Source organism: Demequina lignilytica (assembly GCF_030418375.1).
Lineage (GTDB): Bacteria > Actinomycetota > Actinomycetes > Actinomycetales > Demequinaceae > Demequina > Demequina lignilytica.
Window position 1 is genome coordinate 35,641 of the sequence record NZ_JAUHPZ010000010.1, and the last position, 25,356, is coordinate 60,996.

Below are 25,356 nucleotides of genomic sequence, written 5' to 3' on the forward strand. Positions count from 1 at the left end.
GCAGACATCGCGGGAGACGCGTTCCGGCCCGGCGCGGGGTGTCGGTCGGGCCTGGGAGAATGTCCCGGTGAGCGAGGAGTCCCGGCCCGAGCGCGCCCCGCGGCGCGGCCGTCGCGGACCCCGGCGGGGCGCCTCCGGAGGGCGACGGGACGATGCGCGGGGCACCCGGGCGCCGCATCGTCCCCGCGTCAGCGCCAGGGCCCTGGAGGCCGCCGCGGACGCCCGGGCGGCGGTCGCCGTCCCCGAGATCCTCTACCCGGCCGAGCTCCCCGTCAGCGCCAGGCGGGAGGACATCGCCGCCGCGATCCGCGACCACCAGGTGGTGATCGTCGCGGGCGAGACGGGCTCGGGCAAGACCACGCAGCTGCCCAAGATCTGCCTCGAGCTCGGCCGCGGCCGGGCGGGTCAGATCGGCCACACCCAGCCGCGCCGGATCGCCGCGCGCTCGGTCGCGGACCGCATCGCCGAGGAGATCGGCACCCCGCTCGGCGAGATCGTCGGCTACCAGGTGCGCTTCACCGACCAGTCCTCGGACCGGACCCTCGTCAAGGTGATGACGGACGGCATCCTGCTGGCCCAGATCCAGCGGGACCCCGACCTGCTCGCCTACGACACGCTCATCATCGACGAGGCGCACGAGCGCAGCCTCAACATCGACTTCCTGCTCGGCTACCTCACCAACCTGCTGCCCCGCCGCACCGACCTCAAGGTGATCATCACCTCCGCCACCATCGACTCCGAGCGCTTCGCGCGGCACTTCGCCCGCGGGGGGCCGCTGCCCGACGATGCGGATGGGGACGATCAGCGCCGCGCCCCCGTGGTCGAGGTCACGGGCCGCACGTACCCGGTCGAGATCCTCTACCGCCCGCTCGAGGGCGAGCGGAAGGGCGACGAGAAGGACCTCGACACCGGGATCGTCGAGGCGTGCGCCGAGCTGATGACCTGGGGCGACGGCGACATCCTCGTGTTCCTCTCGGGCGAGAGGGAGATCCGCGACGCGGCCGACGCGCTGGCCGCGTCGCTCGGCGACCGCGCCCGCGACCCCCGCCACCCGCGCCGGGTCGAGATCCTGCCGCTGTACTCGCGCCTGTCCGCCGCCGAGCAGCACCGGGTGTTCGAGCGGCACGCGCACCGCCGCATCGTGCTGTCGACGAACGTCGCCGAGACCTCGCTCACCGTCCCGGGGATCCACTACGTGGTCGACCCCGGGACGGCGCGGATCTCGCGCTACTCGAAGGCGACCAAGGTCCAGCGGCTGCCCATCGAGCCCATCTCGCAGGCGAGCGCGAACCAGCGCTCGGGCCGCGCGGGACGCCTCGCGGACGGCATCGCGATCCGCCTGTACGCGCAGGACGACTTCGAGACGCGCCCCGCCTTCACCGAGCCCGAGATCCTGAGGACGTCGCTCGCGAGCGTGATCCTGCAGATGATCGCGGTCGGCGTGGTCTCCTCCCCCGAGGACATCGCGCGCTTCCCGTTCGTCGAGCCGCCGGACACGCGCGCGATCCGCGACGGCGTTGCCCTGCTCGCGGAGCTGGGGGCGGTCGCCACCGCCGACGGCCGCACCGCGCTGACCCCCGTGGGGCGCCAGCTCGCCCGCCTCCCCATGGATCCCCGCCAGGCGCGCATGATCGTCGAGGGCGCGAAGCACGGCGTAGGCTACGAGGTCGCGGTGATCGCCGCCGCGCTGTCGATCCAGGACCCCCGCGAGCGCCCCGCCGAGCGCCGCGAGGAGGCGGACCTCCTGCATCGTCGCTTCGCCGACCCCTCCTCGGACCTGCTCGCCTACCTCAACCTGTGGGAGCACGTCCGCGAACGCCAGAAGGCGCTGTCGGACAACCAGTTCCGCCGCGGGCTCAAGGCGGAGATGCTGCACTTCCTGCGCATCCGTGAGTGGCAGGACGTCATGACGCAGATCCGCGCGTCCGCGAAGGAGCTCGGCATCGAGCTGGTGCGACGCGATGCGAGGCCCGTGCCCGACCGCGGCGACACCCTCAGGCACCTGTGGGACGAGGACGCGATCCACCGCAGCGTGCTGGCCGGCCTGCTGTCGCAGATCGGCGCGCAGGACGTGCTCCAGCTCAAGGCCTCGAGCTTCACCCACCTCCGGGGCGAGGCGCGCGCGAAGGAGATGAGGAAGGCCCGCAAGCGCTCCTCGAACGAGTACCTGGGCGCCCGCGGCGTGCGCTTCGCCATCAACCCGGGCTCGCCGCTGTCGAAGAAGCCGCCGGAGTTCGTGATGGCGGCCGAGCTGGTCGAGACCTCGCGGCTGTGGGCGCGCGACGTCGCACGCATCGACCCCGCGTGGGCCGAGGAGCTCGCGGGCGACCTCGCCAAGCGCACCCACTCGGAGCCGCACTGGTCCTCGAAGCGCGGCGCCGCCATGGCGACGGAGAAGGTGCTCCTGTACGGCGTGCCGATCGTCGCGGACCGGCCGGTGCTGTGGGGCCGCATCGACCCGGAGGGCGCGCGCGACCTGTTCATCCGCCACGCCCTCGTGCAGGGCGAGTGGACCACCCACCATCGATTCTGGCGCGACAACCAGCGGGTGCTCGAGGAGGCCGCCGAGATCGAGGCGCGCTCCCGCACGCGCGGCGTCATCGCCGACGAGGAGACCCTGGTCGGGTTCTACGACGCCCGCCTGCCCGAGACGATCGTCTCCGCGCGGCACTTCGACCGCTGGTGGAAGGAGGCCCGGGTCGCCGATCCGGACCTGCTCACGCTCACGCTCGAGGAGCTGGTCCCCGAGCACGCCGCGATCGACCCCGCGCTGTTCCCGGACTCCTGGCCTCAGCTCGACCTCGAGCTCCCGCTCACCTACCAGTTCGAGCCCGGCACCGCCGCCGACGGCGTCACCGTCCATGTGCCGCTCGGGGTGCTGCCCCGCGTGCTCGGAGACGGCTTCGACTGGCTGGTCCCCGGGCTCCTGCCCGAGCTGGTGACCGCGACCATCCGCGCGCTGCCCAAGGCGGTGCGACGTCTGCTGGTGCCGGCGCCGGACGCGGCGCGGGACATCGTCGCGTGGTTCGAGGCGCATCTGCCCGCGTGGTCGGACGTCGCCCGGGCGGGCGACATGGCCGAGCCGTTCCGAGCCGCGTTCACCCGCGCCGTGCGGGACCTCCGCGACGTGGAGATCGGCGACGAGGCGTGGGACGGCCTGGACGAGCGTCTTCCCTCCCACCTGCGCATGACGTTCCGCGTGGTCGAGCGGGTCGGGCGCGACACCACGGTGCGGGGTGAGAGCCACGATCTCGCGATGCTGCAGCGGCAGCTGGCGCCCCAGGCGCGCGCGGCCGTGCGCACCGCGGTGCAGCGGGCGGCCGATGCGGCGGCGTCGGGGCGCGGGGGCACGCGGGGCGGCGCGGGTGGAGACGCCCGGCCCGGCGCGACGGACGCCGGGGCGCGGGACGGTGCGGCGCTGCCGCGCCCCGCGAGCGCCGCGATCGCCGAGGTGGATGAGCTCACCGCGTGGCCCGACGTCGACGTCCTCCCCGACGAGGTGGAGGGGACGGTGCACGGCGTCGTCGCGCGCGGCTTCCCCGCCATCGTGGCCGAGGGCGAGGGAGTGAAGGCTCGGGCCGCGCTGCGGGTGCTCGCGGAGGCGGGCGACCGCGACGCCCGCCACGGCGAGGGCGTGCGCCGGCTCCTGCTCGCGGAGGTCGGGCTGCCGGTCAAGCGCGTCACCACCCGCTGGTCGACGCAGGAGGCGCTCGCGCTGGGCGCCTCTCCCTACACGTCGACCGAGGCGCTGGTCGACGACCTCCAGCTCGCCGCGATGCGGACGCTCACCCCGGGCGCCGGCGCCGTCAGGGACCGCAGCGCCTACGAGGCCCTGCGCGACTCCGTCCGCCCCGCCCTCGAGGACCAGGTGCTCGAGGTCGCGCGCCGTGCCGCCGGCGCGCTCGCCGCCGCCCGAGAGCTCGACGTGGAGGTGCGGGGCAGCAGCTCGCTCGCGCTCCTGTCGACGCTCCAGGACCTGCGCGAGCAGTCCGCCGCGCTCGTGGGCGACGGCTTCGTCCGCCGCACGCCGGCCGGCCGGCTTCCTCATCTGGAGCGCTACCTCAAGGCGGCCGCGCATCGTCTGGAGAAGGCGCAGTCGGATCCGTCGAAGGACGCCCAGCTCGCCTGGCAGGTGTCCCAGGTGGCCGAGGCGTACGAGACGGTGCGGACCGCTCGCCTCAAGGGCCGGCCGGACGCGGCGACGCGCGCCGCGCTCGACGAGGTCCGGTGGATGCTGGAGGAGCTGCGGGTGTCGCTGTTCGCGCAGCGGCTGGGGACCGACGGCCCGGTCTCCGAGCAGCGCATCCGCAAGGCGCTCGCCGCGATCGGCTAGCGTCGTCCGCATGGTCCGCATCCTCCCCTGGTTCTCCCGCGGCATCGCCGCCGTCGCGCTCGCCGTGGTGGCCTGGGCCGCCCTCAGCTCGTGGGGGGCCGTCAGCCACGGCCACCCGGCGTATGCGATCTGGCTCGCGTTGACCGCCGCCGCGGCGATCGCCTCGATCATCGGATCGTTCGTGCGGGCGCCGCGCGGTGGGTGGCGGGCCGTGCTGCGGGTGATCGGGATGTTCGGGGCCGTGGTGTGGGTGGCCGGGACGGCGTGGCTCCGGCCGGCGACGGCGATCGAGCCGGCGCTGGCGGCGATGGAGTCCGACGAGGCGGTCACGGTGACGGAGACCGCGACCTCGATCACGCTGGCACCGGCCGGCGAGCGGGCGCCGACCGCGGTCGTCTTCGAGCCCGGGGCGCTGGTCGAGGCGCGCTCGTACGCAGCGGTGCTACGACCGCTCGCGGAGGCCGGCCACCTGGTCGTCATCACCAAGCCGGCCCTGGGGATCGCGTTCCTCGACACGGGGGCGCTCGAGTCAGCGCGTGGGGCCCACCCCGAGGTCGACGGCTGGGTGGTCGGCGGGCACTCGCTCGGCGGCGTCGTGGCCGCCGTGCTGGCGGACCGCGACGACTCCCTCTCGACCGCCCCCGCGGTGGGACTGCTCCTGTTCGCCTCCTATCCCGCGAGCGACATCAGCGGCAGCCTGACCGCCGCGGTCGAGTCGATCTCCGGGTCCGAGGACGGGCTCTCGACGCCGGAGGCGATCGAGCAGTCACGGTCGATGCTGCCCGCCGGCTCCTCGTTCACGGTCATCGAGGGCGCCGTGCACGCCCAGTTCGGCGACTACGGCCCGCAGGCGGGAGACGGGACGGCGACCCTCTCCGACGACGAGGCGCGCGAGCAGATCAGCGCCGCCGCGCTCGCCTTCGTCGACTCGCTCGGCGGCTGACGCCCCACGCCTGCCCCGCCGCTGCCCGGCGCCGCCCCGCCCTCCCCTCCGGACAGCACGCACGGATCTCGGCGCGACACCCCGGTGATCCGCGCCGAACCGAGCCCGACACGCCGCCGACCCGGGACCGGCTCCGTGCGGAGTGTCCGGAGGTCGGGTGGGGCCGGGTCGTCAGGGGGCGGTGAGGTCCACGTACGCGTCGTGGTGCGGGATGCCCTCGTCGAGGTAGCCCTCACCGTGCGCGACATATCCCAGCCGCGCGTAGAACGGCATCGCCTGGTCCTGCGCGCTGAGCTCGACCCGCACGCGCCCGTCCACGGCGTAGCGCTGTCGAGCGGCGTCGTGGAGCGCCTCCATCAGCACGCGGCCGGCGCCCGTCCCCCGCGCCTCGGCCACCACCGCGAGCCGCCCGATGTGAGGGGTCGCGGGGTCCATCGCGCCGTGATCGGCGTGGAACTCGTCGGTATGGGGCGCCAGCAGCCGGCCGGTGCCGAGCGGCTCGCCCGAGTCGGCGTACGCGATCACGTGGACGGTGCGAGGGTCGTCGTCCTGGGCGTCTCGCTCGACCTCGGGGCTCACCCCCTGCTCGTCGACGAACACGGCGAAGCGCACCCGCATCGCGTCCTCGAGCTGCGCAGCCGTCGCCACCGGGTGGACCCGCACGTCAGCCCCGCAGGATCGCGAGGGCCGCCGCGAGGTCCTCGGGGTAGTCGGAGGTGACCCGCACCTCGCGTGCCTGCGTGGGGTGCTCGAACGCGAGCTCGCGCGCGTGCAGCCACTGGCGCGACAGGCCCAGGCGCTGGGCGAGGGTCGGGTCCGCTCCGTAGGTGAGGTCGCCTGCGAGCGGATGGCGCATCGCGGCCATGTGGACCCGGATCTGATGCGTGCGACCCGTCTCGAGATGGATCTCGACCAGCGACGCCGCGGGGAACATCTCCAGCACCTCGTAGTGCGTGACCGACGGCTTGCCGCCCTCGACCACCGCGAACTTCCAGTCCGAGTGCGGGTGGCGGCCGATCGGCGCGTCGATGGTCCCCGCCGTCGGGTCGAGGTGCCCCTGCGCCACCGCGTGGTAGATCTTCTCCACCGTGCGCTCCTTGAAGGCGCGCTTCAGGTGCGTGTAGGCGGCGTCCGAGCGCGCGACCACCATGAGGCCCGAGGTGCCCACGTCGAGCCGGTGGACGATGCCCTGGCGCTCGGGCGGACCGTGCTGGGACAGCCGGTACCCGGCCGAGGCGAGCGCGCCCACCACCGTCGGGCCCGTCCACCCCGGCGACGGGTGCGCCGCGACGCCGACGGGCTTGTCCACGACGACCACGTCGTCGTCCTCGTACAGGATGGCCAGGCCGCCGGGCACCTCCGGCTCGGGCGCCGCCTCGCGCTCCTCCGGCAGGTCCACGGCGACGATCCCGTCGGCGAGCCGGTCCGACTTGCCGAGCGTGCGGCCGTCCTGGAACAGGCCGCCCGCCTCGATCACGTCGGCTGCGCGGGCCCGGGAGAGCCCGAGCATGCGTGCGAGCGCCGCGTCGGCACGCTCGCCGACGAGCGCGTCGGGCACGGGCAGGTACCGGGTCTCAGGCACGGGCCTCGCCCGAGCCGTCCCCGGAATCGTCCGTCGCGTCGTCCGCCGGAACCGCCGCATCGTCCTCCGTGACCGCGGCGGCGAGCACGGGCGTCGACCCGAGGCTGGCGAGGATCAGCACGATGGCCGCCCCGACGATCGCGATGTCCGCGACGTTCCCGACGAACAGGTCCCCGTAGTTGATGAAGTCGACGACGTGGCCCTCGCCGAACGCGGGGTCGCGGAACAGGCGGTCGATGAGGTTGCCGAGCGCGCCGCCGAGCGCGGCGCCGAAGATCCACACCGCGAGCGTGCTCTGCGCACGGCGTGCGTACACGACGATGCCGACGCTCACCGCGACGGCGACCAGGGTCAGGATCCACGTGAAGGCGTTGCCGAGCGAGAACGCCGCGCCCGAGTTGAACACGAGCTGGATCGACAGCAGGTCGCCCAGCACCTCGTGCTTCTCACCGGGCTCCAGCGTCTCCAGCACCCACTGCTTGGTGGCCTGGTCGATCGCGACGACACTGCCCGCGATCAGCCAGAAGGCAGGCCTCCAGGTCAACGACGCTCCTCGCGCTGCTTGCACGTCACGCAGAGGTTGGCGCGCGGGAACGCCATGAGGCGCGCGCGACCGATGCCCTGGCCGCACGACTGGCAGGCGCCGTAGGTGCCGACCTTGATCCGGCGCAGCGCGTCCACGCTCTGCTCGAGCATGTCGCGGGTGTTGTTGACGATCGACATCTCCTGCTCGCGCTCGAGCGCGGTCGAACCGGCGTCCGCCTGGTCGTCACCCGCACCCTCGGACGTGTGCAGCAGGTCGTCCAGCTCGTGCTCCGTGACGCCCAGCTCGGTCACGAGCCGCTCCACGTCCTCGTTCAGGCTCGTGACGATCTGCCGCAGGTCCGCGAGCTTCCAGGCGTCGTCGCCCGGTCGCACAGGAAGCTGCTTGGCATCGGCCGGCTTCAGCTCTGAAGGGTCGACCACCACGATGGTGACTTCGGTGCTCATGACTGTCCTCGTCTCTGGCTGGTGCAGTGAGAGTAGTCCCGACGCCTCCGCAAGGCAAAGCGCCGCGCCCGTGGGCGCGGCGCTTCGTCCAGGGGTTTCTCTCAGGCGCGGGGTTCTGCGTCCCCGTCAGCCGTGGGCGCCCACGGCTGCTGGGGGGTGTACGACCCGCCGAACTGCGTCGTCGGCGGCGTGTACGGGGTGCCGAGCGCCGGCGAGGAGGTGGACTCCTCCTCCGGCTGGTCCTCGGCGGGTGCGTCGGCCTCCGCGGCGGGCTCCTCGGAAGCGGGAGCCTCGTCGACCGGCTCGTCGGCGGGGGTCTCCTCGCCGAAGCTCTCGACGGTCTCCTCGACGGCGGGCTCCTCGATGAGCTCCTCGCCCACGAAGGGCGCGGCCGGCGCGGGGGCGGTGCCCTCGGCGTGGTCGAGGTCGTCGAGAAGGTTGCTCAGGTACGACTTGAGGCGCGAGCGGTAGTCGCGCTCGAAGCGGCGCAGGTCGTCGATCTTGGTCTCGAGCAGCGCGCGCTCGGAGTTCAGCTGGTCCATGCGGGCCTGCGCGTCGTTCTCGGCACGCTCGACGATGGACTCGGCCTTCGCCTTGCCCTCCTCGACCAGGCGCTCCTTCTCCTCCTCGCCGGCGGCCACGTACTCGTCGTGGAGCTTCTGCGCCATCGCGAGCATGCCCGTCGGGGTCGGGGGGTTCGGGTCGGTCGCGGCCTGGAGCAGGCCTGCGTCGGTGGCCGGGGCCTCGGCGGCCGGCGCGGCGCCGCCGCCCTGCTGGACCTCGCGCAGCCGCGCCGCGAGCTCGTCCCGCTCCGCGGTGAGCTGCGAGATGGAGTGCGCGACCTCGTCGAGGAAGTCGTCGACCTCGTCCTGGTCGAAGCCCTCCCGGTACTTGGTCTTGGAGAAGGCCTTGTTGAGGACGTCCTCGGCGGTCAGCAGTGCCATGTCGACTTCCACCTCGAGTCTGATCGGGGCCGGTAGAACCGGCCATGCTGTCAATCTGTCACTTTACCCATTGCAGTATCGGCACGCACTTGAGAGCCGTGCGCGGGCGTCAGGCGAGCAGGCTCAGGTACCACCGCAGCATCATGGTCCCGAGCATCACGATCATGATCCCGAGGTCCAGGCGGAGGCCGCCGATGCTGAGCGGTGGCACGATCCGACGCACGAGCTTGATCGGCGGGTCGGTGACGGTGAGGACCGACTCGACCGCCACGAGGCCCGCGCCGGTGGGCTTCCAGTCGCGCACGATCGACGCGACCATCATGATCACGAAGCGCGCGAACAGCAGCATCAGGAACAGCGTCAGGATGAAGATCAGGACGTCGATGATGAGGCTCACGGGGCGAGCCTACCCCGGGCCTCAGGCCTGGTTGTAGAACGCGTGGTCCTGCGCGGGCTCCTCGTCGATGCCGATCTCCACGTGCGCCGGCGAGAGCAGGAACACCGAGGTGGTGACGCGCTCGATGGAGCCGTGCAGCCCGAACGACAGTCCCGCGGAGAAGTCGACCAGGCGCTTCGCGTCCGCGTCCGACATCTCGGTGAGGTTCATGATGACCGGCACGCCCTGGCGGAAGGCCTCGCCGATCAGGCGGGCGTCGTTGTAGGTGCGCGGCTTGATGGTCTGGATGCGGCGCAGGTCGGTCGCCTGGGCCGTCGACGCGGCATGCTCGCGAGCCGGCCGCGCGTGCTTGACCGCGCCGGTGCGAGGACCGGACTGCTTGACCTCGGACACGTCGTGCAGGTTCGTCACGGGCGCGAGCTCGGGCTCGGCGTAGTCGTACTCCTCCTGCTCGTTGACATCGAAGCCGAGGTACTGGATCGCCTTGCGCAGTGCGCTCATTCTGACCCCCTGTGGTGCGGACGAATCGTTGGCTTCACGGTACGGCCGCCGCGCGGCCCATCAGCGGAGCGACACGCCGGGCCCCGCGCACACGATCACGCCCGCGATCCGGCCGGTGACGCCGTCGCGGCGATGGGAGAACAGGCCGGGCTCCTCGCGCGTGCACTCGGGTCGGCGGATGACCTCGCGGAACCCCAGCTCGCCCAACCGGGTCTCGATCGCGCGCGGGAGGTCGAGCGACGGGGTGCCCGTCCGGGTCATCGCGCGGGCCGTCGGGTGGCGGCCCGCGACGCGCGCCTGCATCTCACCCGGGACCTCGTAGCAGCGCCCGCAGATCGCGGGTCCGATCGCGGCCCGGAGCGTTCCGGGCTCCCGACGCGCCGGACCCAGGTCGAGGAGAGCCGCCACCGCGGCGTCGATCGCACCGAGGTACAGGCCCTCGCGGCCCGCGTGGACGGCCGCGACCGCTCCGGTGAGCTCGTCGTGCATCAGCACCGGCACGCAGTCGGCGGCGATGGCGGCGATGGCGAGCCCCGGGACGCGGGTCACCAGGACGTCGGCGGGCCCCGGATCCTCGCGGGGCGCGGACACCTGGGCGACCGCGATGCCGTGCTCGGCCGTGAGGAATGTCACCGGGGCGTCCGCATGCTCGGCCACGATCGAGCGGTTGCGCGCGACGCATGCCGGGTCGTCCCCGACGTGCGTCGCGAGATTGAGGGAGTCGTACGGCGGCGCCGAGGTCCCCCCGTCACGGGTGGTGAAGAAGGCCCGGACGGGGAGACCGGCGTCGATCACCGCAGGAAGTCGGGGACGTCGAGCGTCTCCGCGGACTCCCTGGTGGGCACGGCGCGGATGGTGTCGGTGGCCGGCCCCGCATCCGCGGTGGCGTAGGGGCTGGCCGGGATGACGTCGGTCTCGACCGGCGCGTCGACGGGCTCGAGCTCCTCGGCCTTCGGCGCGGGCGAGGACTCGATCGAGCCCAGCGCGCCTTCGTGCGCGCGTCGCGTCGGGGCGCCTCCGTCGAAGCCCGCCGCGATGACCGTGATGCGGAGCTCGTCGCCCAGCGAGTCGTCGATCACCGTGCCGAAGATGATGTTGGCCTCGGGGTGCGCCGCCTCGCGCACCAGGCGGGCCGCGGTCTCGACCTCCTTGATGCCGAGGTTCGAGCCGCCCGAGATCGACAGCAGCACCCCGTGGGCGCCCTCGATCGAGGCCTCGAGCAGCGGGGACGCGATCGCGCCCTCGGCGGCCTCGAGAGCGCGGGCCTCGCCGCGCGCGCTGGCCACGCCCATGAGCGCCGTGCCCGCGCCCTGCATGACGGACTTCACGTCGTTGAAGTCGACGTTGATGAGGCCGGGCGTGGTGATGAGGTCGGTGATGCCCTGCACACCGCCCTGGAGGACCTGGTCCGCCGCCGCGAACGCCCCGAGGACGCTGAGCTGCGCGTCGGAGATGTCCAGGAGACGGTCGTTGGGGATGACGATCAGGGTGTCGACCTCGTCGCGCAGCGTCGCGATGCCCGCGTCGGCCTGGTCGGCGCGGCGCCGGCCCTCGAAGCCGAACGGGCGCGTCACCACGCCCACGGTCAGGGCGCCGAGCGACCGCGCGATGCGCGCGACCACGGGTGCGCCGCCGGTGCCGGTGCCGCCGCCCTCGCCCGCGGTCACGAACACCATGTCGGCGCCCTGGAGCGCCTCCGCGATCTCGTCCTCGTGGTCCTCGGCGGCCTTGCGCCCGACCTCCGGGTCGGCGCCCGCACCGAGGCCGCGGGTGAGCTCGCGACCGATGTCGAGCTTCACGTCCGCGTCGGACATCAGCAGCGCCTGCGCGTCGGTGTTGATGGCGATGAACTCGGCACCCTTGAGACCGACGTCGATCATGCGGTTCACGGCGTTCACGCCGCCGCCGCCCACGCCGACGACCTTGATGTGCGTGATGTAGTTCTGCGGTGCGGCCATGTGCGTTCCCTTTCAACCTTAACCCTCTAGTTGAGAGTTATAGTTATGTCAAGTCGTTCAAGGTCGAAGTTACGGGCCGTCGCGGCGCTTGCCGCGCGCGACACGCGCGGCGTGCCGATAATCGCTCGCCGCGCCCCGCCGACCTCGGTGCCGCGCGTCCGGGAACCGCCCCGTCGCGCCACGGGCGGTGGCGACCGGTCAGCTCCTGGTGATCGGCAGCGTCGGCGCGGAGACGTCGATCACGGTCGCGCCGTCGGCCTGGCCCGAGTCCAGCAGCACCTGCAGGACCTCGGCCTTGAGCGCCGAGTCCTCCGCGCTCCCCCACTCGACTCGCGGCCCGTCGCGGAGCTCGAACGTGACGGTGTCCTCGGTGCCCGCGCTGACGTCCTGGACCCGGTCCCGCAGCTCCACCGGCAGCTGGTTGATCACCCCGAGCACGGCCGCGAGCACGCGCGTGTGGTCCTCCCCGACGGGGATGGTCACCACGGGCAGGTCGTCGGGCGCCTCGTCCGCGCGGCCGACCGTGGTGGCCTCGGAGTCGACGAACGCGTAGCCGTCCTCGACAGGGACGGCGGCGACGGGCTCGCGCGAGGTGAGCTCGATGAGGAGGCCCGCCGGCCACACGCGCTCGATGGCCGCATCGCGGACCCCGGGGATCTCGCGCAGCGCATCGGCGAGCCTCGAGGTGCTCAGGGTCGCGAGCGACTGCCCCTCGAACTGCGCGACCGTGGCGCTCACGTCCGCCGGCTCCACCACGGTGCCGTACCCGGTGGTCTCGACCTCGGCGGGATCGAGCGCGAACACCGGCGACGCGAGCACGAGCCACGCGACGAGGCCGACGATCGCGAGGTAGCCGGCCCTGCGGGCCCACACCACGGCGGACAGGCGGCGCTGCGCACGGGCACGCTCCCGCAGGCGCGCCTGCAGCCGGGTGGTGACGGTGCCGACGCGCGCGCCGGCCGCGTCGACCATGGGGGCGGCGCGTCGTCGCCCGACGTGGAGGGCGGACGCCACGCGGGAGCGCACCGACGGGCCCGCGTCACGCGCCTCCGGCGCGGCGGGGGCCGTGCGGGCGTCGGCCGGGCGCGCGCGCCGCTCGCCGTCGCCCCGTCGCCAGGGCGCCGCCAGGGACTCGTGCTCGGCCGTCACCGAGACTCCGCTGCTGCGAGGACGCGGGGACGGGCCCGGCTTCGCCGTCACCGCAACGGCCTCGGACGCGGGTCGGCCCGATGCGGGTGCCGCGCGGCGCGGGGCCGGCGGGCGTGCCGTGGCGGGCCGGGGAGGACGCCGCTCAGCCATCGCCGCCCTCGCGGGCGCGGATCCGGTCGAGGATCCAGTCGGCGGCGAGGGTCACGGTGCCGGACCCGACGGTGAACACCGTGTCTCCGGCTCGCGCCCGGTCGGCCGCGAGTCGCGCCGCGTCCTCGAGATCCTCGGCGAGGGTGAGGGTCGAGCCCGCAGGCAGGTCGACGTGCGCCGCGATCGAGGCCGAGGAGACCCCGGGGATCGGGTCCTCGCGGTCGCCGTGGACGGGTGCGAGCACCACGTCGGCGTCCGGGACGGACAGCGCGCGCCCGAACGCCTCGGCGTGCATCTGCGTGCGCGTGAAGAGCGCCGGCTGGAACAGCACCACCATGCGTGCCACTCCCCCGTCGCGCGCGGCACGCATGAGGGCCGCGACCTCGGTGGGGTGGTGAGCGTAGTCGTCGATCACCGTGACGCCATGGGCCTCGCCGCGGTGCTGGTAGCGCCGACCGGTGCCCGCGAAGCTCGCGAAGGCCGCGGCGGCGTCGACGGGGTCGGCGCCCATCTCGATGGCCGCGAGCCACGCGGCGGTGGCGTTGAGGCGGTTGTGCGCGCCGGGCGCGCTCACGGCGAGCGGGACGCGGAGGTCGCCGCGCGTGATGCCGGCGGCGTCCACCACCGCATCGGCGTCGGCGGACGTGCCGTACGTGATCACCGTCGTGCCGCCGGCGCGGGCCGCGTCGGCGAGCCGCCGCACCACCGGGTCGTCGACGCACGCGATGACGGTCCCCGACTGCGCCGCGAAGTCCGCGAAGGCGCGGTGCAGGTTCTCGACCGTGCCGTGGTGATCCAGGTGGTCGGGCTCGATGTTGAGCAGGATCGACACCTCGGGGCGGTACCGCAGGAACGAGCCGTCCGACTCGTCCGCCTCGAGCACCGAGATCCCCGCGGTCCCCGCATAGCCGCCTGCGACCGCGCCCTCGATGCCGAACACGCGCGCACCGACGGCGAAGCCCGCATCGATCCGGCTGGAGTGCAGCGCGTGCGCCACCATCGCCGACGTGGTGGTCTTGCCGTGCGAGCCCGCGACGGCGACCAGCCGCTGACCCTCGAGGGCCCGCACCAGCGCCTCCGACCGGTGCCACACGGGGATGCCGAGCTCGCGCGCACGCGCGAGCTCCACGTTGGTCTCGCGCACGGCCGTCGACACGACGACCGCCGCCGCGCCGTCGACGAGGGCGGCGTCGTGGCCCAGCTGCACGTCCATGCCTGCGTCGCGCAGCGCCTGGAAGTAGGCGGTCTCCGCGAGGTTCGTGCCGCTCACCTCGTAGCCTCGCGCCGCGATCAGGCGCGCGACCGCGGACATCCCGGAGCCGCCCACGCCGATGAAGTGGATCCGCTCGCTCACAGCGCGCCTTCGATCAGCGCGGCGAGGCGCGCGGCGCCGTCCGCGATCCCGATCCCGCGAGCCGCCTCGCGCATGGCGCCGCCGTCCAGGACGATGCGCGCGGCCTCCCGCGCGAGCCTCGCGGGCTCCAGCTCGGCGTCCGGGATGAGCGTCGCGGCCCCCGCGCCGACGGCGGCGCTCGCGTTGAGCGCCTGCTCGCCGTTGCCGTGCGCGAGCGGCACGTAGAGAGCCGGCAGCCCCAGCGCGCCGATCTCGCACACCGTGGCGGCGCCCGAGCGGCACACCACCGCGTCGGCGGCCGAGAACGCCGCCGCCATGTCGTGCGAGTACTCGGCGACGTCGTACCGCGCGGCGAGCTCCGCGGGCAGCGCCGCGCGCGCTCCGAGCGCGCCCTCGGACTTGCCGCGCCCGGTCAGGTGGATCACGTGGATGCCGCGGCCGACCAGGTCGGCGATCGCGCCCGCGAGAGCGGCGTTGACGCTGGCGGCGCCGAGCGAGCCGCCGAACACCAGCAGCACGGGGGCGTCGGCCGCCCAGCCGCGAGCCTCCCTCGCGGTCGCGGCGGCGGCGGCGCGGGCGTCCGCGTCGGCGAACACCTCGGCGAGCTCCTCGAGCTCGCGTCGCAGCGGCAGGCCCGTCACCGTGGCATGACGCAGCGGGGTGCCGGGGAACGTCACGGCCACGTGGTCGGTGAGGCGGGCTCCCAGACGGTTCGCGATGCCCGGACGCGCGTTCGCCTCGTGGACGATGATCGGGATCCCGCGGCGGCGGGCGGCCCAGTAGACCGGAGGCGACGCGTAGCCGCCGAAGCCGACCACCGCATCGGCCCGATGCGCCTCGATGGCGGCCTCGCAGTCGCGGATGGCGCGCCGCAGCCGCCCGGGGAAGCGCAGCGCGGCCCCGTCGGGCCGGCGCGGGAACGGGACCTTCTCGATCTCGACCAGCTCGATCCCGGCGCGCGGCACCAGGTCCGCCTCGAGACCGTCGGGCGTGCCGACGGCCGCCACCTGGTGGCCGCGCTCGCGCAGCACCGCCGCGGTGGCGAGCAGGGGGTTGACGTGGCCGGCGGTGCCGCCGCCGGCGAGGAGCAGGCTAGCCACGCCGCCGTCCCTTCATGCGTCGGGTCCCCTTCGCGACCACCGCGAGCGAGCGGCGCACGACGGACGGCCGCGCCTTGAAGGCCTCCTGCGCCCCCGGCTCGTGGCGCGCGAGCGACATGAGGACGCCCACGGCGGTGAGGGACAGGATCAGCGACGATCCGCCCGACGACACGAGCGGCAGCGGCACGCCCAGCACGGGGAGCAGCTGGAGCACGACCGCGATGTTCACGCACGCCTGGACCACGAGCCACGCGCCGATCGCGGCGGCGGCGATCTGCGTGAAGCGGTCCGTGCTGCGGGTGACGATCCGCGTCACGGCGATCAGCAGCATCGCGAACGCGACCAGCACCACGACCGTGCCGACGAGCCCGAACTCCTCACCGATGATCGCGAAGATGTAGTCGTTGTCGGCCGCCGGCAGGTAGCCCCACTTCTCGCGGCTCATGCCGGGGCCGAGCCCCCACAGCCCGCCCGAGGCGAGCGCCCACGTGCCGTGGGTCTGCTGCCAGCACTCGTTGACGTCGCTGCAGGACCCTTCCGCCCACGCGACGATGCGGGCGATGCGGGTGGTGCCGGTGTTGACGAGCGCGAGGACGCCGAGCCCGACGAGCGCGCCGGCGATGCCGAAGAAGCGGGCGGGGGCGCCCGCGACCCAGAAGGCGACCGCGACCACGACGCCCATCATGAGTGCGGTGCCCAGGTCGCCGCCGACGAGGACCAGCCCGATCACGCCGAGCGCCACCAGGCCTCCCGGCACGAACACGTCACGCAGGTTGGTGAGCTTGTGGCGGAACCGCGAGAGCACCACGCCCAGGTAGAGAGCGAGGCCCAGCTTCGCGAACTCCGAGGGCTGGAAGCTGAAGCCGGCGACGTCGATCCAGGCCTTGTTGCCGCCGACGGTGCGGCCGCCGGCGAGCACCATCAGCAGCAGACCGATCGACGCGAAGAGCACCCACGGCGCGATCCGCTTCCAGAACATCACGGGCATCCGGGACCCGACCACGAGCGCGACCACGCCGACGACGAGCGCGATCACCTGCACGATGAACCCGGAGTACGCGCTGCCGGAGCCCGAGCGGATCGACGAGATGGACGAGCTCGAGAGCACGACCGCGAGGCCCAGCAGCACCAGGATCGTGGTCGCCGCGACCAGCAGGTAGTAGCTGGTGGCCGGCGACCGGAAGGCGGTGACAGCGCTCTGCGGCCGGGACTCGGTCGCGGTCATCGTCACCTCCTAGCGGTCCATCGCCTCCACCGCCGCGGTGAACGCTTCCCCTCGGTCCGCGTAGCTGCGGAACTGATCCATCGAGGCGCATGCGGGTGACAGCAGGACGGTGTCGCCCTCATGCGCGAGCCCGCGGGCGGCGATCACCGCCCGTCGCATCACATCCTCCCCCGGCTCGATGCGGACCACCGGTATCTCGGGCGCGTGTGTCGCAAGCGGCTCGAGGAGCGCGTCGGGATCCACGCCGATCACCACGGCTGCGCGCACCCGCGGCGCGATCGCCCGCACCAGGGCGTCGAACGTCTGCCCCTTGGCGAGCCCGCCCGCGATCCACACCACCGACCGGTCGGCGCGGCCGCCGAACGCCGCCTCCACCGCGTGCGCGTTGGTGGCCTTCGAGTCGTCGACGTAGGACGCGCCGTCGAGGTCGCGGACCCACGCCGAACGATGGTGGTCGAGCCGGAACCCCCGGAGCCCGTCCCTCACCGCCTCGGGGGGCACCCCGACCGCCCGGCACAGCGCCGCCGCGGCGAGCGCGTTCGTGGCGAGGTAGGGCGGGACGTCGCCGGCGACCAGGTGGGCGAGGTCCGACACCTCGCCGAGCTCGGCCGCCTGGCGGTGGCGGTCGGCGACGAAGGCCCGGTCGAGCAGCAGCCCGTCGACGATGCCGAGCTGGCTCGGGCCCGGCGGTCCGAGGGTGACGCCGACGGCGCGGGCGCCCTCGACCACCTCGGCCTCCGCGACCATCGCCTCGACCCGCGCGTCGGCGGCGGGATACACGCAGGCGACCCGCACGTGCTGGTAGACCTTCGCCTTGTCCGCGCGGTACGCCTCGAGGCTGCCGTGCCAGTCGGTGTGATCGTCGTCGGCGTTGAGGCACACCGCCGCGTGCGGGGAGATGGTGTGGGCGAAGTGCAGCTGGAGGCTCGCGATCTCCACCGCGACCAGGTCGGACTCCTCGCGGCCCGCATGGATCACCGGGATGCCCATGTTGCCGCACACGCGCACGTCGAGCCCCCCGGCCGCGGCGATGGCACCCACCATCTGGGTGGTCGTGGTCTTGCCGTTGGTGCCCGTCACGAGCACCCACGGGATGCCGGGACGCCGGACGCGCCAGGCGAACTCCATCTCGGACCAGATCGGCAGACCTGCGGCCTCGCACGCGCGGACCGCGTCGGAGTGCGGAGGGAAGCCCGGTGAGGACATGACGACGTCGAAGGAGCCGAGGTCGACCTCGGACACGTCGCGGTGGTCCGCCGCGCCGTTGGCGTCCACGGTGACCGCGGTGCCGCCGAGCTCCTCGGTCACCTCGGCCGCGGCCCGGCCGGCCACGCCGACCCCCAGCACGAGGACCCGGGTGCCGGCGCCGATCTCGACGTCGTGGCCGGGATCGGTCACTGCGAGGCCACCCACTCGGCGTAGAACAGGCCCACGCCGAGCGCGCTGAACATGCCGGCGATGATCCAGAAGCGCGTGACGATGGTCACCTCGCCCCAGCCCATCAGCTCGAAGTGGTGGTGCAGAGGCGCCATCTTGAACAGCCTCTTGCCGCCCGAGATCTTGAACCAGCCGATCTGCAGGACGGAGCTCGCGACCACCAGCACGAACAGGCCGCCCACGATCACGCCGAGCAGCTCGGTGCGGGACAGGATGGTCATGCCGGCGATCGCGCCGCCGAGCGCGAGCGATCCCGTGTCACCCATGAAGATCTTCGCCGGGCTCGTGTTCCACCACAGGAAGCCCAGGCTGGCGCCGGCGATCGCCGCCGCGAGGATCGCGAGGTCCCAGGGGTCGCGGACGTCGTAGCACTTGACCGCGGAGTCCGCGATGCCGCACTTCTGGTTGATCTGCCAGGTGGAGATGAGCACGTAGGCGCCGAAGAAGATGACGGCGGCGCCCGAGGCGAGGCCGTCGAGCCCGTCGGTGAGGTTCACCGCGTTGGACCACGCGGTGATCAGGAAGTTCGACCAGATGACGAACAGGATCAGCGCGACCGTCGGGCCCCACACGGCGAGGTCGACGTAGGTGTCGCGCAGGAACGTGATCGCGGTCGAGCCGGGCGTGAGCCCGTCGGCGTCCGGGAACTGCAGCGCCAGGACGCCGAAGGAGATGCCGACCACGGCCTGCCCGAGGATCTTCCAGCGCGCCTTGAGGCCGAGCGAGCGCTCCTTCGAGATCTTGATGCTGTCGTCGAGGAAGCCCACCAGCCCGAGCCCCACCATGAGGAACACCGCGAGCATCGACGAGACGCTCGGCGCCCGTCCCACGAAGAGGTTGCCGCCCAGCCAGGCGACCAGCACGGCGAAGATGATGACGATGCCGCCCATGGTCGGCGTGCCGCGCTTGGTGTGGTGGCTCGCGGGTCCGTCCTGGCGGATGAACTGGCCGAACTGCTTCTTGGTGAGGTACCGGATCAGGAGCGGCGTGAGCAGCATGGAGACCAGGACGCCGAGCCCTCCGGCGAAGATCACCGCCTTCATCGCGCTCCTCCCACCAGGTCGTCGGCCAGCTCCCACAGGCCCGAGCCGTGCGACGCCTTGACGAGCACGGTGTCGCCCGGGGCGAGCATCCGATCGAGGACCTCGCGGGCTTCGCCGATTGTAGCGACGAACAGCGCCTCGTCCCCCCACGAGCCCTCGCGCACCGCCGCGACGTACGCGGGCCGGGCGCCGTCGCCGACCACGATCGTGTGGTCGATGCGGAGCCTCACCACGTCCACGCCGAGCGAGTCGTGGATCGCGATCGACTGGTCGCCCAGCTCGAGGATCTCGCCGATCACCGCGAAGGTGCGGCCGCCGTCGGCGACGTGCTTGAGCGCCCGGAAGGCCGCACGCATCGACTCGATCGACGCGTTGTACGAGTCGTCGAGGATCACGACGCCGTCGGCGCGCTCGGTGAGCGCCATCCGATGGCCCGAGATCGGTCCGGCGGCCGCGACGGCCGCCCATGCCCGCGCGGGCTCGATGCCGCACTCGAGGGCGACCGCGAGAGCGGCGAGGGCGTTGGTCACGTGGTGCTCGCCGACGAGCGCCAGGGTGCGCCGCTCGAGGACCTCGCCGTCCGCGCCCCCGAGCCGGACCTCGAACGAGGCGCGACCGCGGTCGTTGCCCAGGTCGAGCGCGGCGACGTCCCCCTGGCCGATGCCGAACATCACCGCGCGCGAGGCGAGCGACGCCATCGCCGCGACCCGCGCATCGTCCGCGTTGAGGACCGCGACACCGCCCGGCATGAGACCACGGACGATCTCGCTCTTGGCCACCGCGACATCGTCCGGCGACGCGTACTCCCCCATGTGCGCGGTGCCCACGATCAGGCCGACCGCGACGTCGAGCGGCGCGATGTCCGTGAGGTAGGCGATGTGACCGAGGCCGCTCGCGCCCATCTCGAGCACGAGGTGACGGGTGGTCGCGTCGGCGCGGAGCACCGTGAGCGGCAGCCCGATCTCGTTGTTGAAGCTCCCGACGGGCGCGACCGCGTCGGGCAGCACCTGGGCGAGCAGATCCTTGGTGGTGGTCTTGCCGTTCGAGCCGGTGATCCCGATCACGGTGAGCGGCTGCTCGGCGCGCAGCAGCGCCAGGTAGGCCCGCGCGAGCCGGCCCAGCGCCGCGGTGACGTCGTCGACGAGCACGTGAGGTCCGTCGACCGGCCGCGACACCAGGCTCAGGACCGCGCCGTTCGCGACGGCCTGGGTGATGAAGTCGTGGCCGTCGACGCGCTCGCCGATGAAGGCGACGTAGAGCCATCCGGGGTGGATCTCGCGGGAGTCCTTCTCCACCCCGATCACGAGCGCGTCGACGTCGGCCGCGAGCTCGCCGCCGACCGCGTTCGCGATCCACTGCGCGGTGACGGGCCTCATGCGCGCTCACCCCGGACGGCCTCGAGGGCGGCGAGGAACGCGCCGGCGTCCGTGTACGGGTGGTGCACCCCGTCGATCTCCTGGGTGGTCTCGTGCCCCTTGCCCGTGGCGATCACCGTGTCCTCCGGACCGGCCATGCGGATCGCCGCCTCGACCGCCGCCACGCGCGGGAAGATCTCGAGGACGTCGTGGCGGTCGGGGCGCTCGGCGTCGACGCCCTCGAGGATCCGGGCGCGGATGTGATCGGGCGGCTCCGTGCGGGGGTTCTCGTCGGTGACGACGACCACGTCGGCGTGGGCCGCCGCGGCGCTGCCGAGGCCGGGCCGCTTGGAGTCGTCGCGAAGCCCGTCGCAGCCGAAGACGATGATGATCCGTCCGGGGGTCACCAGCCGCATGGCCTCGAGCACGCTCGCGATGCCGTCGGGGGTGTGGGCGTAGTCGACCACCGTCATGGGCGTGGTCGCGTCACGGACGGTCACGATCTCCGTGCGGCCGGGCACGGGGCGCGCGGTCTCGACCCCGCGGATCGCGTCAGCCAGCGGCACGCCCGCAGCGTGCGCGGAGACGATCGCGCCGGCGGCGTTGGACACGTTGATGAGGCCGGGGAGGCCGATCTCCACGTCGTGGCGCGACCGGTCGGGGGCGACCAGCACGAACCGCATCCCCCCGGTGGGTGTCGGCTGCGCGTCGATCGCGTTCCAGTCCGCCCAGGGAGAGCCCGGGCGCGTGGCGACGGTCTCCACGGGAACCGTCACCTCGTCGACCAGCAGGCGCCCCCACTCGTCGTCGACCAGGACCACCGCGCGCTCGGCGAACTCCGGAGTGAAGATCCGCGCCTTCTCCTCGAAGTACTCCTCCATCGTGTGATGGAAGTCGAGGTGCTCGTAGGACAGGTTGGTGAAGAGCACCACCGCGAACCTGGTGGCGGTGACGCGCTCGAGCGCGATCGCCTGCGAGGACGCCTCCATCACGGCGGCGCCGGCGCCGGCCTCCACCATGCGCGCGAGCAGGCCCTGGAGCATCGGCGCCTCGGTGGTGGTGCGGGTGCTGGGCTCGGCCTCCTCGCCGATGCGCATCTCGACGGTGCCCAGCAGGCCGACGGTCGCGTGCGCGGCCCGCAGCGCACCCTCGACCAGGAACGAGGTGGTGGTCTTGCCGTTCGTCCCCGTCACGCCGATGACGGGCATCCTCCGCGACGGGTCGCCGTAGATCTCCGCGGCCGCGAGCGCGGCCGAGCGGCGGGCGTGCGTCGAGACCAGCACGGGCAGCCCCGTCGCCACGGCCAGGTCCTCGCCTGCGAGGTCGGTGAGGATCGCGGCCGCGCCGTTGGAGGCGGCCTGCGCCGCGAAGGCCGCGCCGTGCACGTTGTCCCCGGGCAGCGCGCAGAACAGGTCGCCCGGCGCGACCGCGCGCGAGTCGACCGTCGCACCCGTGAGGCGGACGTCGGCGCCCCGCAGGTCCCCTCCGACCCGGGCCTCGATCGCGGACAGCAGTGCGCCGGCGACGCTCATCGGACGCATCGCGAGGTCCGGCATTCATTCACTCCCAGGTGGTCGGGTACAGCGAGGCCTCCGTGGTCGACGGCGGCACGCGCAGGGACTGCAACGCAAAGGTTGCCACATCCTTGAAGACCGGTGCCGCCGCGGTGCCTCCCCAGATGGTCGACTTCGGATCGGTGACGATCACCGACACGACGATACGCGGGTCGTCGGCAGGAGCGATGCCGATGAAGGAGGCCACGATCGAGCTGAGGGTGCCGTCGGCACCCGCCGCCTCGGCGGTTCCCGTCTTGCCCGCCACGCGGTAGCCGTCGATCTTGGCGAGCACGCCGGTGCCGCCCTCCTCGGTGACGTCCTCGAGCATCGTCATGAGCTGCGAGGCGGTCTGCTCCGAGATGACCCGCTCGGGCTCCGCGGTCTCGCGCTCCGTGAACGTGCCGTCCTCCGCCAGGAAGCCCTTGACCACGGACGGCTGGATCTTCAGACCGCCGTTGGCGATGATCGAGTACACCTGCGTCGCCTGCAAGGCGGTCACGGAGACGCCCTGGCCGAACGTGACGGCCCACTTGGTGCGCCCGTCCCAGTTCTCCCAGTCCCGGAGGATGCCCGCCGACTCGCCCGGCAGCCCGAGCCCCGTGGTCGACCCGAAGCCGAACCTCTCCAGGTAGTCGTAGCGCTGCTCGGTGGTGAGCAGCTCGCCCACCTGGACGGTGCCCGTGTTGGAGGACTCCGCGAGGATCCCCGCCAGCGTGAGCTGCTGCGTCTCGTGCTCGTGGGAGTCCTTGAAGGTCTGGTTGTTGTCGGTCGTGTACTGGTAGGGCGCGACGAACTCCGACGTGGGCGTCGCGACCCCCTCCTCGAGCGCGGCGGCCATCGTGATGACCTTCGCGGTCGAGCCGGGCTCGAAGACCGTCGACACCGCCCGGGACCCGCGCGCGGCGCTGTCGGTGGCGGACGGGTCGTTGGGATCGACCGACCCCGAGTCCACGAGCGCGAGGATCTCGCCGGTCTGGACGTCCTCGACCACCACCGTGGCGCGGCTCGCCCCCGTCTCCTTGAGCGCCTGCGCGACCCGCTCCTGGGCGTACCACTGGATGTCGCGGTCGAGGGTCAGCACCACGTCGTCCCCGGGCACGGCCGCGACCTCCTCGCGCACGCCCGTGGGGATGATCGTGCCGTTGGGGCCGCGCTCGTAGGTCAGCGAGCCCGCCTCCCCCTCGAGCTGCTCGCTGTACGAGAGCTCCACCCCCGCGAGCCCGACCGTGCCGGCGCTCTCGCCGTCGCCGCCCATGAAGCCGACCACGTTGCCCGCGAGCGCTCCGTTGGGGTACACGCGCTTCTCGACGGCCTCGGGTTCGATGCCCGTGATCTTCTCCGCCGCGATCAGGTCCCACGTCTCCGGCGAGATGTCCTTCACCAGGTAGACGAACGTGCTGTCGCCGACCATGGAGGCGGCGAGTTCGGACGCGTTCATGTCGAGGATGGGTGCGAGGATCTCCGCGGCGCCGGACGGCCCCGACAGCGTGACCTCGCCGTTCTCCGTGCGTTCGAAGTCGGCGATCTTGACCTGGTTCACGCCCACGTTGTAGCGCTCCACCGAGGTCGCCAGCACCACGCCGTTGCGGTCGACGATGTCCGCACGCGGCTCCGTCAGCACCTTGGTCGCGAGCCGCGAGGACAGGGCCTCCGACGACAGCACGGACGACCGCACCCCCTGGATGAAGACGAGCCGCGCGGCGAACACGACCAGCACGAGCAGCAGCAGGATCGCGAGGATGCGCTGGCGCGTGCGCGGATCCGCGAGTCGCGGCGCGCGCGGTGAGGCCATGCGGCTACTTCCCGTTCTCGAGGACGATGCCGTCCGATAGTGACATGAAGCCCAGCGCCGTCGCGGGAGCCATGCCGAGCTGCTCGGCTCGCGCCGCGAGCGCCTCGGGCGCGCCGTTCGCCTCGAGCGTCTCGGAGAGCGTCTCCGCCTCCTGGTGCAGGGCGGCGATCTCGATCTTCAGATCGCGGCGCTCGTAGGCGCCCTCCGCCATCGCGGTGTTGATCAGCAGGACCGCCGCGAGCGCGCCGACCACGGGAAGGATGCACGCCCACATGAAGGGCATGAGCGAGCGCGCCTGCTCGGGGGCCGCGACCGGGCGGAGGTGGCGCTGGGGATCCGACGGACGCGCGCCGGCGGCGGACCGCGAGGCGCGTCCCGTGGCCGGCGCTCCCGCGCGCTGGTCCGGACGCTGCCGCGGGATGGGTCGCTGCTGGCGCAGGGGCGCGGCGCTCATGCGATCCTCCTCAGGCGCTCGGGGGGTGTGGGCCGGATGCGCTCGACGGCGCGCAGCCGCACCGGCTTCGACCGCGGATTGGCCTCGGCCTCCTCGACCGAGGCCTTCTCCGCGCCCCGCGTCAGCAGCGCGAGGTACGGCTGGTCCGCGTCGGGGACGATCGGCAGCCCGGGGGGCGCCGTCGACTCCGCGCCGGCGGCGAAGGCGTGCTTGACGATCCGGTCCTCGAGGGAGTGGTACGACATCACCACCACGCGGCCCCCGACCGCGACGCCCTCGATGGCGGCGCGGATCGCGTCCTCGAGCACCTCGAGCTCGCGGTTGACGGCGATCCGCAGCGCCTGGAAGGTGCGCTTGGCGGGGTTGCCCCCGTGCACGCGCTGGGCGGCGGGGATGGACGCTCGGACCACGTCGACCAGCTGCGACGACCGCTCGAACGGCTCGCTCTCGCGCCGACGCACGATCGACCGCGCGATCTTGAGGGCGAACCGCTCCTCGCCGTAGTCGCGGAGGATCCGCGTGAGCTCGCGCTCGTCGGCGTCGCGCAGGATGTCCGCGGCCGTCACGGGATCGCCGGGGTTCATCCGCATGTCCAGCGGCGCGTCCTGCGCATAGGAGAAGCCGCGCTCCGCATCGTCGATCTGCAGCGAGCTGACGCCGAGGTCGAGGAGGACGCCGTCGGCGATCTCCGCTCCCGCCGCCTCGAGGGCGCCCTCGACGTCGTCGTACTCGGAGTGGTGCGCGACGAACCGGTCCCCGAAACGCGCCAGCCTCGCCGACGCGAGGGCGATCGCCTGCGGGTCGCGGTCGATCCCCACGACCCGGGCCTCGGGGCAGCGCTCGAGGATGGCCTCGCTGTGCCCGCCCATCCCGAGGGTGCCGTCGATGGCGAGCGCGCCCGGGCGTGACAGGGCGGGCGCGAGCAGCTCGACGCACCGGTCCAGCATCACCGGCGTGTGCCGCGTGGCCGCCTCGTGGCGCTCGTCCATCTCACCCCTCCCTGCCTGCTCGGTGCCCGTGCCCCGTGGTCTCCCTCCGGGCTCCTCTGGCGGGGGGAAGTCCGCCAGAGCGACACGGGAGGAGGCCACGGGGC

At 73.2% G+C, this 25,356-nt stretch carries 22 protein-coding genes; 2 read left to right on the plus strand and 20 right to left on the minus strand.

Going from position 1 to position 25,356, the window contains the following annotated elements:
* Positions 1 to 67: 67 nt before the first annotated feature.
* Positions 68 to 4,333, plus strand: a complete 4,266-nt coding sequence (hrpA, locus tag QQX13_RS11845; protein ID WP_301118344.1) for an ATP-dependent RNA helicase HrpA — start codon at positions 68 to 70, stop codon at positions 4,331 to 4,333.
* A 10-nt stretch (positions 4,334 to 4,343) separates the two neighbouring features.
* Positions 4,344 to 5,276: an alpha/beta hydrolase gene (locus QQX13_RS11850; RefSeq protein ID WP_301118345.1), complete on the plus strand. Its 933-nt coding sequence runs from the start codon at positions 4,344 to 4,346 to the stop codon at positions 5,274 to 5,276.
* Between the two features lie 171 nt (positions 5,277 to 5,447).
* On the opposite strand, the gene QQX13_RS11855 is transcribed toward QQX13_RS11850, so the two are convergent.
* The 20 genes from QQX13_RS11855 to rsmH form a co-directional block, all read right to left on the minus strand.
* Positions 5,448 to 5,939 carry a GNAT family N-acetyltransferase gene (locus tag QQX13_RS11855; protein ID WP_301118346.1) on the minus strand — a complete coding sequence of 164 codons (492 nt, stop codon included), beginning with the start codon at positions 5,937 to 5,939 and terminating at the stop codon, positions 5,448 to 5,450.
* A gap of 1 nt (position 5,940) precedes the next feature.
* Positions 5,941 to 6,858 (minus strand): RluA family pseudouridine synthase, encoded by a 918-nt coding sequence (locus tag QQX13_RS11860; RefSeq protein WP_301118347.1) that lies wholly within the window; start codon positions 6,856 to 6,858, stop codon positions 5,941 to 5,943.
* Positions 6,851 to 7,402 carry a signal peptidase II gene (lspA, locus tag QQX13_RS11865; protein WP_301118348.1) on the minus strand — a complete coding sequence of 184 codons (552 nt, stop codon included), beginning with the start codon at positions 7,400 to 7,402 and terminating at the stop codon, positions 6,851 to 6,853. Before lspA ends, QQX13_RS11860 begins: the two co-directional genes overlap by 8 nt.
* Complete coding sequence (locus tag QQX13_RS11870) at positions 7,399 to 7,848, minus strand: TraR/DksA family transcriptional regulator (protein ID WP_301118349.1); 450 nt, start codon at positions 7,846 to 7,848, stop codon at positions 7,399 to 7,401. Before QQX13_RS11870 ends, lspA begins: the two co-directional genes overlap by 4 nt.
* 101 nt (positions 7,849 to 7,949) lie before the next feature.
* Entirely contained in the window at positions 7,950 to 8,792 is an 843-nt protein-coding gene (locus QQX13_RS11875; RefSeq protein WP_301118350.1) for a DivIVA domain-containing protein, read from the minus strand.
* Positions 8,793 to 8,901: 109 nt separating this feature from the next.
* The gene (locus QQX13_RS11880) at positions 8,902 to 9,189 is read right to left on the minus strand and encodes a YggT family protein (protein ID WP_301118351.1); all 288 of its coding nucleotides are present in this window, start codon (positions 9,187 to 9,189) and stop codon (positions 8,902 to 8,904) included.
* Between the two features lie 21 nt (positions 9,190 to 9,210).
* Entirely contained in the window at positions 9,211 to 9,690 is a 480-nt protein-coding gene (locus QQX13_RS11885; RefSeq protein ID WP_301118352.1) for a cell division protein SepF, read from the minus strand.
* 60 nt (positions 9,691 to 9,750) lie between these two features.
* Positions 9,751 to 10,485: a peptidoglycan editing factor PgeF gene (gene pgeF / locus QQX13_RS11890; protein ID WP_301118353.1), complete on the minus strand. Its 735-nt coding sequence runs from the start codon at positions 10,483 to 10,485 to the stop codon at positions 9,751 to 9,753.
* A complete protein-coding gene (gene ftsZ / locus QQX13_RS11895; protein ID WP_301118354.1) occupies positions 10,482 to 11,648 on the minus strand; it encodes a cell division protein FtsZ in 1,167 nt (388 codons plus the stop codon). The genes pgeF and ftsZ overlap by 4 nt, the downstream gene beginning before the upstream one ends.
* Positions 11,649 to 11,846: 198 nt before the next feature.
* Positions 11,847 to 12,797 carry a cell division protein FtsQ/DivIB gene (locus tag QQX13_RS11900; protein WP_301118355.1) on the minus strand — a complete coding sequence of 317 codons (951 nt, stop codon included), beginning with the start codon at positions 12,795 to 12,797 and terminating at the stop codon, positions 11,847 to 11,849.
* A 142-nt stretch (positions 12,798 to 12,939) separates the two neighbouring features.
* Positions 12,940 to 14,301 (minus strand): UDP-N-acetylmuramate--L-alanine ligase, encoded by a 1,362-nt coding sequence (murC, locus tag QQX13_RS11905; RefSeq protein ID WP_301118356.1) that lies wholly within the window; start codon positions 14,299 to 14,301, stop codon positions 12,940 to 12,942.
* A complete protein-coding gene (locus QQX13_RS11910; protein WP_301118357.1) occupies positions 14,298 to 15,401 on the minus strand; it encodes a UDP-N-acetylglucosamine--N-acetylmuramyl-(pentapeptide) pyrophosphoryl-undecaprenol N-acetylglucosamine transferase in 1,104 nt (367 codons plus the stop codon). Before QQX13_RS11910 ends, murC begins: the two co-directional genes overlap by 4 nt.
* The gene (locus QQX13_RS11915) at positions 15,394 to 16,626 is read right to left on the minus strand and encodes an FtsW/RodA/SpoVE family cell cycle protein (RefSeq protein WP_301118358.1); all 1,233 of its coding nucleotides are present in this window, start codon (positions 16,624 to 16,626) and stop codon (positions 15,394 to 15,396) included. Before QQX13_RS11915 ends, QQX13_RS11910 begins: the two co-directional genes overlap by 8 nt.
* Before the next feature lie 9 nt (positions 16,627 to 16,635).
* Positions 16,636 to 18,024, minus strand: a complete 1,389-nt coding sequence (gene murD, locus QQX13_RS11920; RefSeq protein ID WP_301118359.1) for a UDP-N-acetylmuramoyl-L-alanine--D-glutamate ligase — start codon at positions 18,022 to 18,024, stop codon at positions 16,636 to 16,638.
* Positions 18,021 to 19,106 carry a phospho-N-acetylmuramoyl-pentapeptide-transferase gene (gene mraY / locus QQX13_RS11925; protein WP_301118360.1) on the minus strand — a complete coding sequence of 362 codons (1,086 nt, stop codon included), beginning with the start codon at positions 19,104 to 19,106 and terminating at the stop codon, positions 18,021 to 18,023. Before mraY ends, murD begins: the two co-directional genes overlap by 4 nt.
* Entirely contained in the window at positions 19,103 to 20,482 is a 1,380-nt protein-coding gene (locus QQX13_RS11930) for a UDP-N-acetylmuramoyl-tripeptide--D-alanyl-D-alanine ligase (protein WP_301118361.1), read from the minus strand. The genes mraY and QQX13_RS11930 overlap by 4 nt, the downstream gene beginning before the upstream one ends.
* Positions 20,479 to 22,017, minus strand: coding sequence for a UDP-N-acetylmuramoyl-L-alanyl-D-glutamate--2,6-diaminopimelate ligase (locus tag QQX13_RS11935; protein ID WP_301118362.1), 1,539 nt, complete (start codon positions 22,015 to 22,017; stop codon positions 20,479 to 20,481). Before QQX13_RS11935 ends, QQX13_RS11930 begins: the two co-directional genes overlap by 4 nt.
* 4 nt (positions 22,018 to 22,021) lie before the next feature.
* Complete coding sequence (locus tag QQX13_RS11940; protein WP_301118363.1) at positions 22,022 to 23,809, minus strand: peptidoglycan D,D-transpeptidase FtsI family protein; 1,788 nt, start codon at positions 23,807 to 23,809, stop codon at positions 22,022 to 22,024.
* Between the two features lie 4 nt (positions 23,810 to 23,813).
* Entirely contained in the window at positions 23,814 to 24,263 is a 450-nt protein-coding gene (ftsL, locus tag QQX13_RS11945; protein WP_301118364.1) for a cell division protein FtsL, read from the minus strand.
* A complete protein-coding gene (gene rsmH, locus QQX13_RS11950; protein WP_301118365.1) occupies positions 24,260 to 25,252 on the minus strand; it encodes a 16S rRNA (cytosine(1402)-N(4))-methyltransferase RsmH in 993 nt (330 codons plus the stop codon). The genes ftsL and rsmH overlap by 4 nt, the downstream gene beginning before the upstream one ends.
* Positions 25,253 to 25,356: the final 104 nt, after the last annotated feature.

Excerpts from the sequence above, each read along its gene's own strand:
- QQX13_RS11875 (WP_301118350.1), bottom strand. The coding sequence starts at position 8,792 with ATGGCACTGCTGACCGCCGAGGACGTCCTCAACAAGGCCTTCTCCAAG.
- QQX13_RS11850 (WP_301118345.1), top strand. The coding sequence starts at position 4,344 with ATGGTCCGCATCCTCCCCTGGTTCTCCCGCGGCATCGCCGCCGTCGCG.
- QQX13_RS11870 (WP_301118349.1), bottom strand. The coding sequence starts at position 7,848 with ATGAGCACCGAAGTCACCATCGTGGTGGTCGACCCTTCAGAGCTGAAG.
- ftsL (WP_301118364.1), bottom strand. The coding sequence starts at position 24,263 with ATGAGCGCCGCGCCCCTGCGCCAGCAGCGACCCATCCCGCGGCAGCGT.
- ftsZ (WP_301118354.1), bottom strand. The coding sequence starts at position 11,648 with ATGGCCGCACCGCAGAACTACATCACGCACATCAAGGTCGTCGGCGTG.
- rsmH (WP_301118365.1), bottom strand. The coding sequence starts at position 25,252 with ATGGACGAGCGCCACGAGGCGGCCACGCGGCACACGCCGGTGATGCTG.
- QQX13_RS11940 (WP_301118363.1), bottom strand. The coding sequence starts at position 23,809 with ATGGCCTCACCGCGCGCGCCGCGACTCGCGGATCCGCGCACGCGCCAG.
- mraY (WP_301118360.1), bottom strand. The coding sequence starts at position 19,106 with ATGAAGGCGGTGATCTTCGCCGGAGGGCTCGGCGTCCTGGTCTCCATG.
- QQX13_RS11930 (WP_301118361.1), bottom strand. The coding sequence starts at position 20,482 with ATGAGGCCCGTCACCGCGCAGTGGATCGCGAACGCGGTCGGCGGCGAG.
- QQX13_RS11885 (WP_301118352.1), bottom strand. The coding sequence starts at position 9,690 with ATGAGCGCACTGCGCAAGGCGATCCAGTACCTCGGCTTCGATGTCAAC.
- QQX13_RS11915 (WP_301118358.1), bottom strand. The coding sequence starts at position 16,626 with ATGACCGCGACCGAGTCCCGGCCGCAGAGCGCTGTCACCGCCTTCCGG.
- QQX13_RS11935 (WP_301118362.1), bottom strand. The coding sequence starts at position 22,017 with ATGCCGGACCTCGCGATGCGTCCGATGAGCGTCGCCGGCGCACTGCTG.